Annotated in this window: 13 protein-coding genes; 8 read left to right on the top strand and 5 right to left on the bottom strand. The window is 61.4% G+C overall.

All coding sequences use genetic code 11. From position 1 onward, the window contains the following. Positions 1-10: 10 nt before the first annotated feature. Genes clpS through AC1DA5_RS08375 form a run of 4 tightly spaced genes read left to right on the top strand, consistent with a single transcriptional unit; the run spans position 11 to position 2,617 of the window. Positions 11-325 carry an ATP-dependent Clp protease adapter ClpS gene (gene clpS / locus AC1DA5_RS08360; RefSeq protein WP_227469160.1) on the top strand — a complete coding sequence of 105 codons (315 nt, stop codon included), beginning with the start codon at positions 11-13 and terminating at the stop codon, positions 323-325. After that, complete coding sequence (locus tag AC1DA5_RS08365; RefSeq protein ID WP_058236059.1) at positions 322-906, top strand: DUF2017 family protein; 585 nt, start codon at positions 322-324, stop codon at positions 904-906. Before clpS ends, AC1DA5_RS08365 begins: the two co-directional genes overlap by 4 nt. Positions 907-915: 9 nt before the next feature. Next, positions 916-1,830 carry a glutamate racemase gene (murI, locus tag AC1DA5_RS08370; RefSeq protein WP_480289865.1) on the top strand — a complete coding sequence of 305 codons (915 nt, stop codon included), beginning with the start codon at positions 916-918 and terminating at the stop codon, positions 1,828-1,830. A 10-nt stretch (positions 1,831-1,840) separates the two neighbouring features. Further along, positions 1,841-2,617 carry an MBL fold metallo-hydrolase gene (locus AC1DA5_RS08375; protein WP_480289894.1) on the top strand — a complete coding sequence of 259 codons (777 nt, stop codon included), beginning with the start codon at positions 1,841-1,843 and terminating at the stop codon, positions 2,615-2,617. Between the two features lie 59 nt (positions 2,618-2,676). On the opposite strand, the gene rdgB is transcribed toward AC1DA5_RS08375, so the two are convergent. After that, entirely contained in the window at positions 2,677-3,312 is a 636-nt protein-coding gene (gene rdgB / locus AC1DA5_RS08380; protein WP_070725657.1) for an RdgB/HAM1 family non-canonical purine NTP pyrophosphatase, read from the bottom strand. A gap of 1 nt (position 3,313) precedes the next feature. Next, the gene (gene rph / locus AC1DA5_RS08385; RefSeq protein WP_480289867.1) at positions 3,314-4,096 is read right to left on the bottom strand and encodes a ribonuclease PH; all 783 of its coding nucleotides are present in this window, start codon (positions 4,094-4,096) and stop codon (positions 3,314-3,316) included. A 37-nt stretch (positions 4,097-4,133) separates the two neighbouring features. Between rph and nudC the strand changes: the two genes are divergently transcribed. Continuing rightward, positions 4,134-5,183, top strand: coding sequence for an NAD(+) diphosphatase (nudC, locus tag AC1DA5_RS08390; protein WP_480289870.1), 1,050 nt, complete (start codon positions 4,134-4,136; stop codon positions 5,181-5,183). A gap of 12 nt (positions 5,184-5,195) precedes the next feature. Beyond that, a complete protein-coding gene (locus tag AC1DA5_RS08395; protein WP_480289872.1) occupies positions 5,196-7,415 on the top strand; it encodes an ATP-dependent DNA helicase UvrD2 in 2,220 nt (739 codons plus the stop codon). A gap of 90 nt (positions 7,416-7,505) precedes the next feature. Here AC1DA5_RS08395 and AC1DA5_RS08400 read toward each other — a convergent pair whose 3' ends face one another. Then, positions 7,506-8,459: a hypothetical protein gene (locus AC1DA5_RS08400; RefSeq protein WP_058236055.1), complete on the bottom strand. Its 954-nt coding sequence runs from the start codon at positions 8,457-8,459 to the stop codon at positions 7,506-7,508. Between the two features lie 131 nt (positions 8,460-8,590). Beyond that, positions 8,591-10,189, bottom strand: a complete 1,599-nt coding sequence (locus AC1DA5_RS08405; RefSeq protein WP_058236054.1) for a zinc-dependent metalloprotease — start codon at positions 10,187-10,189, stop codon at positions 8,591-8,593. A gap of 126 nt (positions 10,190-10,315) precedes the next feature. On the opposite strand from AC1DA5_RS08405, the gene AC1DA5_RS08410 reads away from it, so the two are divergent. Further along, a complete protein-coding gene (locus AC1DA5_RS08410; RefSeq protein ID WP_480289874.1) occupies positions 10,316-11,644 on the top strand; it encodes a YlbL family protein in 1,329 nt (442 codons plus the stop codon). Positions 11,645-11,722: 78 nt separating this feature from the next. Here the strand turns inward: AC1DA5_RS08410 and AC1DA5_RS08415 are convergent, their stop codons facing one another. Beyond that, positions 11,723-12,295, bottom strand: a complete 573-nt coding sequence (locus AC1DA5_RS08415) for a PPA1309 family protein (protein ID WP_058236053.1) — start codon at positions 12,293-12,295, stop codon at positions 11,723-11,725. Between the two features lie 401 nt (positions 12,296-12,696). Between AC1DA5_RS08415 and AC1DA5_RS08420 the strand changes: the two genes are divergently transcribed. Continuing rightward, entirely contained in the window at positions 12,697-15,729 is a 3,033-nt protein-coding gene (locus AC1DA5_RS08420; protein ID WP_058236226.1) for a UPF0182 family membrane protein, read from the top strand. Positions 15,730-15,886 lie beyond the last annotated feature (157 nt).

Raw genomic sequence — 15,886 nt, forward strand, 5'->3', positions numbered from 1 at the left:
GCTTAGGAGCATGAGCGGGAGGTCTATGACAACGTCGTTTCACGACCGTGCGGTTCCTGATCAGCCGCGCGAGGATGCCTCGTCATGCCCATTGGCACAGTGGCAAACCGTGGTGTGGGATGACGTGGTGAACCTGAACGACTACGTGGTAGAAGTGCTGATTCGACACTTCGGATACTCGCGTCACGCTGCCGACGAACTGACTGCGCAGATCCACACATTCGGCCGGGCCGTCGTGTCAACCGGAATCAGAGAACGCATGGAAGCTGATGTGCTGGCCATGCACGGATACGGCCTGCACGCCACGCTGGAGCAACTCACATGATCACTGCGTTCGCACTGCAGGAAGCCGGATACGTCTGCAACGTGTCGACGCAGTTCCTGCACCTGTTGCGCCAGCTCATTGAAGAAATACTGGTCGTCCTCGACGAGCCGGGCGAACTGTCCACCTTCGTGCTCGCCGCCACCGAAGTGGAAACCACGCGCGATGAGCCACACGACCCGGCACTGGGGAGCCTGCTCCCGCCCATGAGCGACGACCCACCGGAGGCGGCGAATCTGCGGGCCCTGACCGAAGACTTCCTGCGTGCGGAAAAAGCGGCGCGACTGCGGCGGATCCACACCGAACTCTCGTCTGCAATCGGCACAGACACGGTGGTGATAATGGTCACCCACCAGGAAGTGTGGGACTGGCTCGCTGCCCTCAATGACGTGCGACTGGCTCTGGCGGGTGAACTGGGTATTGACTCACGTGAAGCGGAGAATAAAGTCGCTGAGCTTGCGCACGCATGTGACCTGGAGCAGCCGCTCAGCGAGGCAACGATGAGTGCCGGAATGTACATGATGGTCACGTGGTGGCAGGATTCACTACTGACAGCGGTGCGCGAGGAGGCCTGGTCGCATTAGTCTCCAAACATGGACAGTGCTCCGATAGGGATCTTTGACTCAGGTTTGGGCGGCTTGACGGTCGCCCGCGCCGTCATGGACAAGCTCCCTCACGAACGCATCGTCTATCTGGGGGACACAGCCCACACGCCGTACGGTCCGCGCCCAATCGCACAGGTCCGCCAGCTCGCGTTGACCTGCCTGGATGAACTGGTCGAACGCGGCGTGAAAGCACTGGTCATCGCCTGCAATACGGCGACCGCAGCAGCGCTGTCAGATGCCCGCGAACGCTACACGGCGCAGCAGGGAATCCCGGTCATCGAAGTGATCACACCGGCCGCGCGCTCAGCGATCCGTGCCACCCACAACCGCCGAATCGGCATCATCGGCACCTCCGCAACCATCCAATCCCAGGCTTACAACCAGGCGCTCGCAGCAGTTCCGGACGTATCCGTCTTTTCAGCCGCATGCCCCCGCTTCGTGGAATTCGTCGAAACAGGCATCACCACCGGGCCGGAGCTCGAGGCCGTCGCACGCGACTACCTGGCACCACTGATCGACGCCGACGTCGACACCGTCATCCTGGGGTGTACGCACTACCCGCTGTTGACTGGCATCATCAGCCAGACGATGGGTGAGGACGTCGCCCTCGTCACTTCGTCGGAAGCAACGGCCAACGACACGTACAAACTGCTGGTGGAGCGCGACATGACCGCTCCCATCCCCGAACAGGCCAGCACAGAGCAGTCGGTGCTCACCGAGCCTGCCCACGAATTCCTGACAACGGGAGCTCCTGAGACGTTCGAACACCTCGCGCGCCGATTCCTGGGACCGGAAGTGCGCTCGGCTCATAACATTCACGGTCCTGCATCTACCGCCGATGCACGGCTTGCGCGAGACGGAACGCCTCCGGATGCCGCACCCGACACACCACGGAAAGAGTGATGACATGTCAATGACGCTGACCATCATCGGATGCACCGGTTCAATGTCCGGCCCGCACTCACCTGCGTCCTGCTACCTGCTGCAGACGCAGGAAACACGTGAGGACGGCACGACGCGAACGTGGAATATTGCATTGGAGATGGGGCCGGGTGCCTTCGGGCAGCTCTGGCGCGTCATTGACCCGGCAGACCTGGACGCAGTGATCTTTTCGCACTGCCACGCCGACCACATGGGCGACGTGATTTCCCTGCACGTGCACCGCAGGTGGGGGCCGGGACGAGGCTGCGGCACACTCCTGCTGGCAGGTTCAGAACAACTGCCTGAACGGGTGCGCCAGATTGACGGGTGTGACCCGGCGGAGACGTACACTGATGAATTCGAGTTCTACCGGATGCGCCCGGGCGTTCCCTTCAACGTGGGCCCCCTGACCATCACGCCCAGCACCGCTCAACATACCGTCGAAGCCTTCGGCGTGCGCATTGAGGACGAGGGTGGCGCCACCATGTTCTTTACCGGCGACACCGACCAGTGCGACACGATTATTGAGGGTGCACGCGGTGTCGACCTGCTGCTCAGCGAAGCCGGATTCACCGAGGCTGACGCGACGCGCGGCATCCACATGTCGGGTGTGCGTGCGGGCGAGGTTGCCACGCAGGCCGGTGTCAGGCGAGTGGTGCTCACTCACATTCAGCCGTGGACCCCGGTCGACACGGTGATGAGTGAACTGCGCCAGACCTGGCAGGGGGAGGCGCAGATCGCCCGCGCTGGTGACGTGTTCGAAATCTGAGGCGACCAGCCTGCGGCTGTGGGCAGTGAGCCTGCGGCTGAGGCCAGTCTCTTCAGAATCTAGGACGCCAGTACGCGTGCCACGTGCGGGGCGAGCGCACGAAACGCAATGCCGCGGTGACTGATCGCATTCTTGTCCTCGGGGCTCATCTGGGCGGTTGTGCAGTCGAAGCCGTCGGGAACAAAAATCGGGTCGTAGCCGAATCCGCCGCTGCCGTGGCGTTCGCGCAGCAGGTGGCCGTGCACCTCGCCGCGTTCCACAAAAGTCTGCCCATCAGGTGTGACGAGCACTGCCGCTGACACGAATGCGGCACCGCGATGCCGATCGGGCACATCCGCAATCTGAGCGAGCAGCAAGTCCAGATTCGCCGCGTCATCACCGTGATGTCCACTCCAGCGCGCTGAGAAAATCCCGGGCGCCCCGCCCAGCACGTCCACCGTGATTCCTGAATCGTCAGCGATAGTGGGCAGGCCGGTCAGTTCACACAGGTGACGCGCCTTGATCAGCGCATTGTCCTCAAAGGTGATGCCGTCTTCGACAGGTTCATCTGCGCCGGCCTGCGCCAGCGTCACGATGTATCCGTCGTGAACTCCCGGCACGAACGGATCCAGGATTGCGCGCAGCTCTGAGACCTTATGCGCGTTCGACGTGGCAAATGCCAGGACTGGTGTGGCCAGCGCGTCGCCCTCGTTCATCTCAATCCTCCAACGAGACGGTTGTGCCGACCTCGGCTTCCAGTGCGCGCTGCTGCAGGTTATGCAGCGTCGCATTGCCGGCGGTGGCCAGGTCGAGCAGCTGCCCGAGCTCCTCCCGGTCAAAGAGGGCGTGCTCTGCGGTGCCCTGAACTTCGACGAATTTACCGGAACCGGTTTGCACGACGTTCATGTCAGTCTGGGCGCGCACGTCTTCCTCGTACGGCAGGTCCAGCATGGGAACGCCGTCGAGGATTCCCACTGAAATGGCGCTGACTGAGTCGGACAGCACGGGAGCGGACGCCTGTGGATGAATGAGGCCGTTTTCAGTTCCCCACCTGACAGCATCGGCCAGCGCAACCCATGCGCCGGTCACAGATGCGGTGCGGGTGCCACCGTCGGCGCGCAGCACGTCGCAATCCAGCACGATCGTGTTCTCACCGAGGGCTGCCATATCCACCACTGCGCGCAGTGAGCGACCGATGAGCCGGGAAATCTCCTGAGTGCGCCCCGAAATCTTGCCTTTGACAGATTCACGCTGACTGCGGTCCGACGTTGCGCGCGGCAGCATCGCGTATTCGCCGGTCACCCAGCCCAGGCCGGAGTCCTTCCGCCAGCGCGGGACGCCGGCAGTCAGGGATGCCACGCACAGGACGCGGGTGTTGCCTGATTCGATCAGTACGGAGCCTTCACCGGTCCCGGACCATCCGCGGGTCATGCGAACGGAACGAAGCTGGTCGAGTGCGCGCCCGTCGGCGCGAGTTTCTTCATTATTTTCAAGTGTCATAGTGACCACGGTAGTGCGAACCGTTACTGTGGTCATTATGGAACTCGATCTTCCACTGGCGCGCGGCGCACTCGACGCGATGACGACGATGCGCGAAAAATCCACCATCTCGCAGATTCTGAACGACGGTCCTGCCGCATTTCACGGCCTTGTCGACGGGGAAGTCAGCAATATTCGTCTCTTCTTCCTCGATTCGACAGGATCTGTCGGACTCATCCCATCAGGTGACGGACTTCACGTCTTCAGCGTGCCTGCCTCGTGCGCGTCCCTCTTCTCTTTCCCCATTGACGAGGGCGACGCTGCCCTGATCGGACGCACTGGCAACGGGGTTGCCTACATCGCCATTGCACTGCCCACAGGACAGGAAGATGCTCTTGAAGAAACGCTCGGCGAGAGTGGGCAATCAGAGGGCATTGGCGATCTGAGTTGGCACAGCGTGCGCCGCGTCGGGCACCTGCTGAGTGACGATGACAGTGCCATGACAACCGCCGCAAGCGCCCTGCTGTTCTGGCGCGCCGCCACCAGCTTTTGTGCCCGATGCGGCGCAGCGGTGCGGCCCACAGGCTGCGGCTGGACCGTCACATGCAGTCAGTGCGATCACATCGAATACCCGCGTCAGGATCCGGCAGTGATCGTCGCCATCGTTGATGACGATGAGCGATTGCTCCTGGCACACAATTCAGGATGGAAGACGGGGTACTACTCGTTGATCGCCGGCTTCATGGAAGCGGGTGAGGCACCCGAACGTGCAGTGGCGCGTGAAGTGCGTGAAGAAGTCGGACTGGATGTGAGGCAGGTTCGATATCAGGGTGCGCAGCCGTGGCCATTTCCGCGCTCGCTGATGCTGGGATTCACCGCTCATGTCACGGGCGGGCACGACAGTGAGCCGGACGTGCGTCCCGATGGTTCCGAAATATCGGATGCCGCGTTCTATTCGCGCGACGAGTTCGCTCAGTGTCTGCGCGATGGTCGGATCATCGCATCAGGGCCGACGGCAATTGCACACGGGCTGATCGAACAGTGGTTTGGTGGCCCGTACCTGCATCTGCAGCAGGGCACACGGTCCGCAGATGCACGTGCCCACTGAGACAATGCCTCTATGACAGACAGCATGATGGAAGCGGAGCAGCTTCTGGACGCCCTCGATGAGGATCAGCGGCGCGTTGCCCAACAGGTACGCGGCCCGATGGCTGTCCTCGCGGGGGCAGGAACAGGGAAAACCCGCGCAATCACGTACCGCATCGCATACGGTGCGGCCACCGGCGCGTACGATCCGGTGAGCGTCCTGGCCGTAACCTTCACACAGCGCGCTGCAGCCGAGATGCGTCAGCGACTGCGGGATCTGGGCGTGGCTGCGGCTCAGGCGCGCACTTTCCATTCCGCTGCGCTGCGCCAACTGACGTATTTTTGGGAAACAGGGTTTGGCGGTAGGCGCCCGGACTTGATCGAACACAAGGCATCACTGGTTGCGTCAGCTGCCGCGCGCTGTGGGATCAGGGCGGACAAGACCACGGTTCGTGACCTGGCGGCAGAAATTGAATGGTCAAAAGTCTCCATCGTAGATGCCGAACGCTATGCGCCAGTGGCGCGCAGACAGGGACGTATCCCCCCGGCGGGCCTGGAGCACTCAGAGTTCGCTCGCCTGTTTGACGCTTACGAGGAAGCGAAAATGGATCGCGCCGTCATCGACTTTGAGGACGTGCTGATTTTGATGTGCGGCCTGATGGAAACACGTGAGGATATTGCCCGGCATATCCGCTCTCAATACCGCAATTTTGTGGTCGATGAGTACCAGGACGTGTCCGCGCTGCAGCAGCGCCTCCTGGACCTGTGGCTGGGGGAGCGCCATGACGTGTGCGTGGTCGGTGATGTCGCTCAGACGATCTATTCCTTTGCCGGGGCAGACGCATCCTATTTGGCCAGGTTTGCGCAGCGTCATCCAGGGACGCGCGTAGTGGAACTGACCCGTGATTACCGCTCAACCCCTCAGATTGTGTCGATAGCGAACCGAGTGATGGAACGGACTGGCAGGTCGCGACTCAGTGCAGGCACCGCAGCAAGTGGTGCTTCGGGTGACGGCTCAGGGGCCCGTCCCTCGACAGGTGCGATGGCAGGTGCCGTCCACCTGGTGTCGCAGCGGCCATCCGGCGCTGCAGTGGCGTTTCGGACCTATGGCGATGACATGGAGGAAGCTGCTGGTGTCGCGCAGCGCATCGCAGCACTGGTCAAGTCCGGTGATACCTCCTTGCATTCATGCGCGATCCTGTACCGCACGAACTCGCAGTCAGAAGTTTTTGAAACGGCCTTGTCGCAGGCCGGGCTGTCATGTGTTGTTCAGGGCGGCAAACGTTTCTTTGAACGTGAAGAAGTCAAACGCGCCATGCTGGTTCTGCGGCGCGAGGCAACCGCGCAGCGCCGTCACGACGGTGAAGACTTTACCGACGGAGCAGATGACGGCGCAGACGGGGCGCACGCCCCTGATTCTGTGGACGTGAGCGGCGACACCGAACTGGTTGCCACGGTTAAAGAGCAGCTCGCCCTGGTGGGGTGGAGCCCGGACGCTCCACAAAATGCCGGTGCTGAACGTGAACGATGGGACAACCTCAATGCGCTGGTCAGCCTTGCTGAAGAACGCGCCCACCTGACGTTGCCCAAATTCGTCGATGAGCTGGGGGAACGCTCTGTTGCTCAAGCTGCCCCCACAGTCGATGGCGTCACGCTGTCCACGCTGCATGCAGCGAAAGGACTGGAGTGGGACAACGTGTTCCTGGTCGGTGCCAGCGAAGGGTTGCTGCCGATCTCACTGGCCACTACTGCGCAGGCACGGGAAGAAGAACGACGCTTGCTCTATGTTGGGTTGACGCGTGCGCGTGATCGCCTCGAAGTGTCGTGGGCGCGTTCCCGTGGCACTGGCCGCAGCCATAAGAACAGGTCACGCACATCGTTGCTCGATGGTATCTGGCCCAAGGAAGATAAATCCGCGCGCAGCGCCTCCCGTTCACGTGCGCGATCATCTCAGCCACGCCGCAAGGCTGACGATATGGAAGCCTTTGAACACGAGTTCGGGCCGCAGGCAGTGGCAGCATTTGAAGCGCTTAAACAGTGGCGTCTTGAACAGGCTCATGCCCAGTCGAAACCAGCATTTACCGTCTTTGTCGATTCCACGCTGCGCGACATTGCGTCGGCTCGTCCCAAGACGCTGCGTCAGCTTGGAGTCATCCGAGGCGTGGGTCCTGTCAAACTTGATGCCTATGGTCCTCAGGTTCTGGCTATCCTGCGCGGTCTGGACGACGCGGAGTCTGACGGGGCCTCGAAATAAGCAAGAAACCGACAGTGGGCGCGGATCCTGGTCGACCACACGATCTGGCACTTCACCACGCATCTTGCCGGGCGCGGCTCCAGAGCAGATTCACGAATAGGCGCGGATAGCGACCGGCTCGTGGGATGGAACGGCGTCTTCAAAGGGTGTGCCGTAAGCCCCGCACCCGCAGCGCTCATGTGGTGCGATCGCACTGAGCCTCACCTGCCCGTCGGAATCAACATGCGCGGTTAAGGCATCTGGCCCGCACATTTCGGACTCACCAAGTACCGAGTACCCCAGCGTTCGGGCGACGGCCGTGGCCGCACACAACGCTGCCTGACACTCACATGCCGGTGGCAAGGGGCCAACCGGCCACTGTTCCATCTGCGTGGCCAGCAGCGGCCACGACGCATCAGTATCAACTAAAGCCAGTGCCGCACACTGCGCGCACGGAGTATGCCCAGGTATCACCAACGGTCCGATGACTACGGAGCGTTCATGGCGCGTCATCACCAGGTGCTGCTGGTCATCAGCCAGTAAGAACCCGCACGCAGCCAGGTCAAAACTTCTGGGCCGAGACACCACCGTCAGATCACTGCGCGACAGGGAACCGACAAACACGTGTGGAAAACGCGCTCGGATCATCTCGCCTGCAGCGTACGCGCGGCACGTTGCGAACGTGTCGGCGGGCATCAGATCAGCGAACCTCCCGATCGATGGTCGCGGATCACGAAACTCAAAACGTGAAAAACCGCTGCGTATCAGCAGTTCAACGAGGCGCACGCTCAGGGCATCCAGTCCGTCAATGCAGATCCCTTCACGCATGGCGGGTGCCTCACCCTCGTCAATGAGATGAGCCGCGCGCAAGCGGGAGACAAGAGGAAGCACGTGCGGCAGCATGCGGACAGGAGGGTCCTCAGGTGAACATGATGCAGCCTGCACGAGCCACTCGCGTTGCGCGGATGTGACCTGGGTGAACACGACACACTTGGATGGATCTGAACCAATCTGAACGGTCGTCGGGTCGCGCCAAAGGACCGCTGTTCCTGGGGTGATGCGCATACTGCCTCCTCGCATGTCATGGTGTCCTCATGGTCGGGACGGTCACCGGTAGTGCCAGTCCAGATTGTGACGCCCATGCATGCCTGAAGTCAGCAGCAGTGCGAGATCTGTGGATAACTGCGGGGCGGCGGCTAGTCGCGTGAGTCGGAGTCGTCAGGATCCGTCGGGTCAGAAGTGTCAGCGTCGTCAGGGCGGTCGGCCTCGTCGGACGTGCTGGCCTCGTGGGACGCGCCGGTATCAGCCTGGCCGTCTGACTCAGGCTCATCGTCGAGGATCACACCGGCTTCGCGCAACGAATCCATCTCCGGATCGTCACTCGGGCTCAGGCCCTCCGCCCAACCGAGCGTGCCATCCAACATGGCGCTCAACGCTTCATCAATGTCAGCCGATTCCTCGCGCTCGCGGGCACGTCGATCCAGGAACTCCGTCGGCTCGTCAAGATCCTGAGCGGTCGGAATCATGTCAGGGTGGTGCCACAGTGCTTCGCGCGCCTCGGTGCCCTGAGCCTGCTCAACGATAGTGAACAGCTTCGCTGCACCGCGCGCGCGACGCGGACGCATGGTCAGGCCGATCAGCGACCCCAACATCTGCTCGGCGGGACCACCCGTTGCGCGCCGGCGACGCATCAATTCACGCAGGCGATCCGCATGAGGCAGATACGGAGCGACGGCGCGGGCAGTGGTCACCTCCACCCAGCCTTCGACCAAAGCCAGCAGCGTTTCCAGGCGTTCGAGTGCTTCGGTCTGACGCTCAGTTGGCTCTGTGGCAAAAATCTGATCAGTCATCGACGTGCTAAAGGATGACGGGTCCGCCGGATCGATGTTGCGAGCCGCGTCAGCGATCGCGTCCGTGTCGATCGCAATCTCAGCAGAGTACTTTTCCACCGCGCGCACAAGATCAGAACCAAGCCACGGAACGGATGCGAAAAGACGCTGGTGAGCGCATTCGCGCACGGCGAGGAACTGCTGGACTTCCTCACGCGGCATTTCCAGATCCTTGGTGAATTCGTGAATATTGCCAACGACGAGTGCGGTCTGATCCAGGCCCGCCAGTGGAATACCCACATCGGTTGAACTCAGTGCTTCGCCGGCCAAGCCTCCCAGTGCCTGACCGATCTGCATGGCGAAGACCATCGCCGCCAGTTTCGGCATCATCTCACTGGTACGCCCGGCCAGCTCTCCAATTCCTTCGGGCATTCCGGGCATGTGGAGCTGTGCCATCATCTGCGAATCACCGAACTGTTCCTGCATGGCTTCGACCAGTGCGCGAGATACATTCGACGCGACCGGTTCGCACATGCGTTTCCACATGTCGAGCGTGTGATCAATCCAGTCGACGCGTGTCCATGCCTGCCTGTCGCCACCGCGGTGCGTAAAAGACGTCACCGGGTCAAGCCACAAGTCGGCAACCGTCATCGCTTCACGTGCCTGCGCAGCTTCAGCTGCCGTCACGTTGGGGGACTGGCCAAAAGTGCTCTGACGTGCCAGATCGGAGGCAACTGACCAATTGACTGGGCCTGACGTCGTGTTCATCAGCGCGTTGAACTGACTCATCATCGCCTGCAGCTGGCCAGGGTTACTCATGAAAGACGGCATCTTCGATGAGTCAAACCCCTGCTCACGCATAGCACGTGCGGCCTCCTCGCCGGCATCTTCACCAAGCAGGCGGCGCAGAATTTCTTCCAACGGGTCGGGGGCAGAGTCATCCGGGCGGTCAGTTTCATCGCTCATGCCCTGAGCCTACTCGTTCAGATGCCCCAGCGGAACACGGGTGCGATGCGTGCGCTGTCAGCGGAAAAGCACAGGAGCGACGTATCGACTGATGCCGGGCGCCTGACAGTATGTCACGATTGGATCGTGCACATTCATCGCGATCACTCATCTGCCGACTTTGAGACGACACCGGGCGGTACAGGAAACCAGCCCGAAGAAACACTGAAAGACAGCGCCGAGGCGGCGAACACTGCGCGTGAAGTGACAGCTGCAGATGCTGAAAACGACGAGAACCGGCAGCCGGCTGCAACCGGCAAGAAACGCCACGGTCTGCTGCGAAACCTGTGGTGGATAGTGCCGGGCATCGTCTTTCCGATCGTGTGCGCCCTCATCACCCTGATCCCGGTGCCCTATGTGGTCAATGCCCCCGGGCCCACAATCAACATTCTGGGAACTCACGAGGGCGCCCCTACCATTCAAATCAGTGGGAATGATCCGAAAACGGGCAAACCTGTCGAACTGGATCCCGTGCACGAAACTGAACAAGACGACGGTGACCGGACCGGGCAGTTACGTATGGTCACGGTCCTTCAACGCGGCGGACCAGGCAACAGTCTGGCAACGCTCGATCTGATTCGGGCATGGTTCTCCGGTCACGACGAAATCATTCCGTACCGGGAGATTTTCCCTCCGGACGTGACCAGCGAAGAGGCCAAGGAAGCCGCTCAAATGCAGATGAAATCATCGGAATCAGCAGCGTCCGTGGTTGCCCTCGAGCATCTGGGATGGGACGTGCCCGCTGACGTGCAAGTTGAGGGCGCCGTTCCCGGATCAGACGCTGTAGGCAAGGTGGAGCAAGGTGACCAGATCGAATCCATCACCACGCCAGATGGCACAGTGCATCCAGTTGATTCGGGAGCTGTCCCGTTTGCGCTGATGCGGACTGTTCCGCCCGACTCGCAGATGACGCTCACGGTTGTGCGTAACGGGAAAACGATCGATATCCCGATCGTATCCAGCAAGAAAGCGCTGCCGGATCCTGACTCTGAAGAAGCCACCTCGTCATCGCTGCTGGGTGTGTACCTGTCTGTTCATCCGCAGCTCCCACTCGATATCGACATCACGCTTCAGGATGTGGGCGGTCCTTCGGCAGGAATGATGTTTGCACTGGGAATCTATGACCGGCTGACCCCGGGAGACCTGACCGGGGGAGTGACAATCGCCGGCACCGGAGCCTTGTCATTTGACGGCCAGGTGGAGCCGATCGGCGGCATCCAGCAGAAAATGGTGGGCGCGAACAACGACGGTGCTCAGTGGTTCCTGGCCCCCGGCACCAACTGTGACGAGGTAGTGGGGCATATTCCCGACGGACTGAACGTGACGCGCGTGGATACGTTCGACGATGCGCTCACCGCCGTCACAGCAATTGCGGCTGGAACAACGGATTCGTTGCCCACCTGCGAAGCCAGGTAACAGCGCACAGGTTCCCTCGTCACTTCGCTGTAGGCGCCGTGACACGCCACAACATGACGAGCTGCGCAGGTCCCCTCGTCAATCCTGACCGTCGTCACTCAGGGACGCGAGCAGTGCCTGCGACAGGCCCGGAACCAGATCCTCACCCACCGCAACCGCTTCATCCGTGTCGAAGGTACGCGTGCGCACCGCAGACCACGTCAGCCCCGTTCGCATCGCACCGACGACCAGGCGCACCTCCGTGCGAGACGGGTGCTCCGCGATGAACGCCAACGCCTCATCGGGATCATCAGGCGCCGCAGCCTCCACCTCAGGGGGCACCACGATGCGTTCAACGCTCAGAGCTGCGCCCGCAACGGAGCGCGGCCATGCCAACTGTGCCAGCACCGATTCCAGATCGTCAGAGTCGAGCGGCTCCTGAGCGATGGCAGACAGGTGTTCAGAGGAACCATCCCACCCACTCTTGAGCTGCTCGACCACGTCAGCTGGCATGGCGGGTTCATCTATAAGCTGACGCGTGGGGACCAGGGCGTACAGCATCGGCGGGCGGTCCCACCCCAGGCGCGCAGCAGCCCGCTCAATTTCACGCACACACGCCGCGAGGGCGCGTTGAGCAGGAGACAGGTCACGGTCACGTTCAGCTTCAGTCATGGTCTTATCGTGGCACGAGGGCGGCCCGGATGCGAGGAACGACCAAGCTTGAGGCGCCTAATAACGGTAGAATGGACAGCACATGCGGAAATCGAGTAAGAGAGGATGACGCGGTGAGCGCCTTCCCGACTAGCAGGTCCAGCTCCGGTGATTCGAAGCCTTCGGACGGAAACGGGCCATTTGATACCAGCGAGATCCTGTCTGCGCTGTTCGGCCAGCAAGCCGGCTCAGCAGCCGGACGATTCAAGGGGACAGGCCCCTTCCGTCAGCGTGCCGAAGACGGTGATGACGGTTCAGGCGACTCCGGATCAGGAGACGGCGGCGGTCGCGGTTCAGGTGGTGGACGCGGCTCAGGTGGCGGCTCCCACAGCTCATCATCCGGTAAGAGGCGCTTCGGTCCGCTGGCGACGACTCTTGCGATCCTGGCTGCCATTTTTGTGATCGTCTACGTTGCGTCATCATTTTGGACGGAGATCCTCTGGTTCAGCCAGATGAAGTCTACGCGCATCCTGTGGACCCGGTGGGGAACGATGGCGGGCCTGTTCGTCCTCGGTTTCGCCATCATCTTCGCTGCGATCTCGGCGGCGGTTCAGATTGCGTACCGTCACCGCAGCGATTCCAGTCGAGGTGACGAGGGAGCCAACCTGCGGCACTATCGCGACACCATCGAACCGATGCGCAAACTCGTTTTCTGGGGAGTCCCGGCGCTCATCGCGCTCATCAACGCCGGACGACTGTCCTCGCAGTGGGACACGTTCCTGATGTTCTTCAAACGTCAGCCCTTCGGCAAGTCTGAGCCGATCTTCGGAATCGACAACTCGTTCTTCGTTTTCACGCTGCCTTTCTTCCAGGCAATCGTCTCATTCTTCATGTCAGTGACAATCTGGTCGCTGATCGCCGCGGTGATCGTGCACTACCTGTACGGCTCGTTAGCCCTGAGCCCGCGCCCGCATGCCACAAAATCCGCACGCATCCACCTCGGTGTCATGGCAGCAATCATTTCCTTGCTTTTCGGCCTGAACTACTGGCTGGGTCGCTACGGTCTGCTGACCAAGATGGGTGAGCCAACCGACGGCGCGCTCTACACCGACATCAACGCTCAGTTGCCCGCCCAGTCCATCCTCGCCGTTATTTCCGTGCTGGTGGCAGTCCTCTTCCTGGTCGCCGCATTCAAGGGAACGTGGCGTCTGCCCCTGACGGGGGTGGTGGTCACAGTGGTGTCCGCCCTCGTCATCGGGATGGCGTACCCGGCTCTGATTCAGCGCCTCTACGTCACGCCGAACGCCCGAAACGCAGAGGCTCCCTACATTCAGCACAACATCGATGCGACGCTGGAAGCCTACGGGTTGAACGACCTCGAGTTCCAAAGCTACGAGGCGCGCACCACCGCTGCGCCCGGGCAGTTGCGCGAGGACACGGAATCAACCTCGCAGATCCGACTCCTGGACCCGCAGGTCATCACCCCCACCGTCACCCAGCTGCAGCAGTCGCGCCCGTACTACGACTTCGGATCGGGCATGGCCGTGGACCGTTACGTGGTTGACGGCGAGCGCCGCGACACGGTAATCGCCATGCGTGAGCTCAATCTTGAGGGCCTGTCATCTGAGCAGCAAACATGGGTGAACCGCCATACGGTCTACACGCACGGGTTCGGTGTTGTGGCCGCATACGGTAACCAGGTCACCACGGATGGCCTGCCCGCCTACTGGGAAAAGTCCATTCCATCTGAAGGCGAAATGGGAGACTACGAACCGCGCATCTACTTCTCGCCCTCGTCTCCGAACTATTCGATTGTGGGCGCACCTGAAGGCGCTGAGCCGCAGGAACTGGACTACCCCGATGACACGGCGGCATCCGGCCAGGTGCGCTACACCTTCCAGGGCGATGGCGGCCCCTCGGTCGGTAACCTGTGGAACAAGTTGCTGTATTCGATCAAGTTCGGGTCCTACGACATTTTCTTCTCCTCGCAAACCAACTCGCAGTCACAGATTCTGTACGATCGTGATCCACTGACTCGTGTGGCCAAGGTTGCGCCGTACCTGACGCTGGAGCAAAAGCCTTATCCGGCAGTTGTCGACATGGACGATGATCCGTCTACGCCGAAGCGTCTGGTGTGGGTCGTTGACGCGTACACAACGTCAAACGCCTACCCGTATTCGGCGCACCAGCAGCTGGATCAGTCGACAGTGGATTCGCTGTCCTCCGACGCCAGCCAGTTCGTCAGCGCCGGTAACACGGTCAACTACATGCGTAACTCCGTCAAGGCTGTTGTCGACGCATATGACGGGCATGTGCGCCTGTTCCAGTGGGACAACGAGGATCCGGTTTTGAAGACCTGGATGGGTGTCTACCCGAACACAGTGGAGCCGTTGTCTGAGATTTCCGGTGATCTGATGGCGCACCTGCGCTACCCGGAGGATCTGTTCAAGGTGCAGCGCGACCTGTTGACCTCGTACCACGTGACCGAGGCTGCCCAGTACTACACCGGTGGTGACCTATGGAGGCTGGCGCAGGAAACGTCAACGGCCGCGCTGGCGAGCGCTCAGCAGCAGGGTGTGGAGGGTATCCAGCAGCCCGGACAGTCCACTCCTCAGATCCCGCAACCGCCGTACTACCTGACCATGCAGATGCCTGGGCAGGAAAGCGCAGAGTTCTCGCTGACATCGGTATTCGTGCCGGGCGGTGCGTCCAAGCGTGAAGCTATGGCAGGCTTCCTTGCGGTTGATTCGGAGACGGGCAACGAGCCGGGCAAGGTGCGTGAGGGGTACGGCAAGCTTCGACTGATCGCGTTGCCGTCTGACCTGACGGTGCCTGGCCCCGGTCAGGTTCAGAACGCCTATGACTCGAACCAGCAGATCGGTTCGCAGTTGAACCTGCTGAACCAGTCGGATTCGACGGTTATCCGCGGCAACCTGCTGACACTGCCTGTTGGCGGCGGTTTGCTGTACGTCCAGCCTGTCTACGTTCAAGGTAAGGGCACGGCCTCGTATCCGGTGCTGCGCATGGTGCTGACAGCGTTCGGTAACCAGGTCGGGTTTGCGCCCACGCTGCAGGAATCGCTCGATCAGACCTTTGGTGGTGATTCAGCGGCGACAGTTGCTGACGAGGTTGGAAGTTCGGGCAACGAGGGAGACTCCACTTCTCCCGCTGTTCAAAGTGCGCAGGAGAAACTCAATGCTGCGCTTGTTCAGGCATCCCAAGCCATGCAAGAAGCCGATGCGGCGATGAAGGCCGGTGATTGGGCTGCCTACGGTACGGCTCAGAAGAAGCTGGACACTGCGCTGACGAACGCGTTGAACGCTCAAGCTGAGATGGGTGAGGACGTCAGCGGTGCTGCGGTGCCGGGACTGGGAGGAGCCGATGGCGCTCAGTCGGGCGCGACGAACAGTCTGACCGGAGACTCGCAAAGCGATGACGGGGGTGGAAACGGCTAGGGAGGTAATCGCGCGGGCTGACCTGCCTGACCGGTAGGCCGGACAGTCGAACCCGTAGCGGAAGGCACGCACCAGTGGCGGCTTGCAGGAAGGTTGTCAGACCTGAAGCGAGCCGCCACTGGCATATCTGACGCCATGTCTTCTTCTTGCTCGACAT

The sequence above is a fragment of the Pauljensenia sp. C0254C2 genome (genome assembly GCF_056583835.1).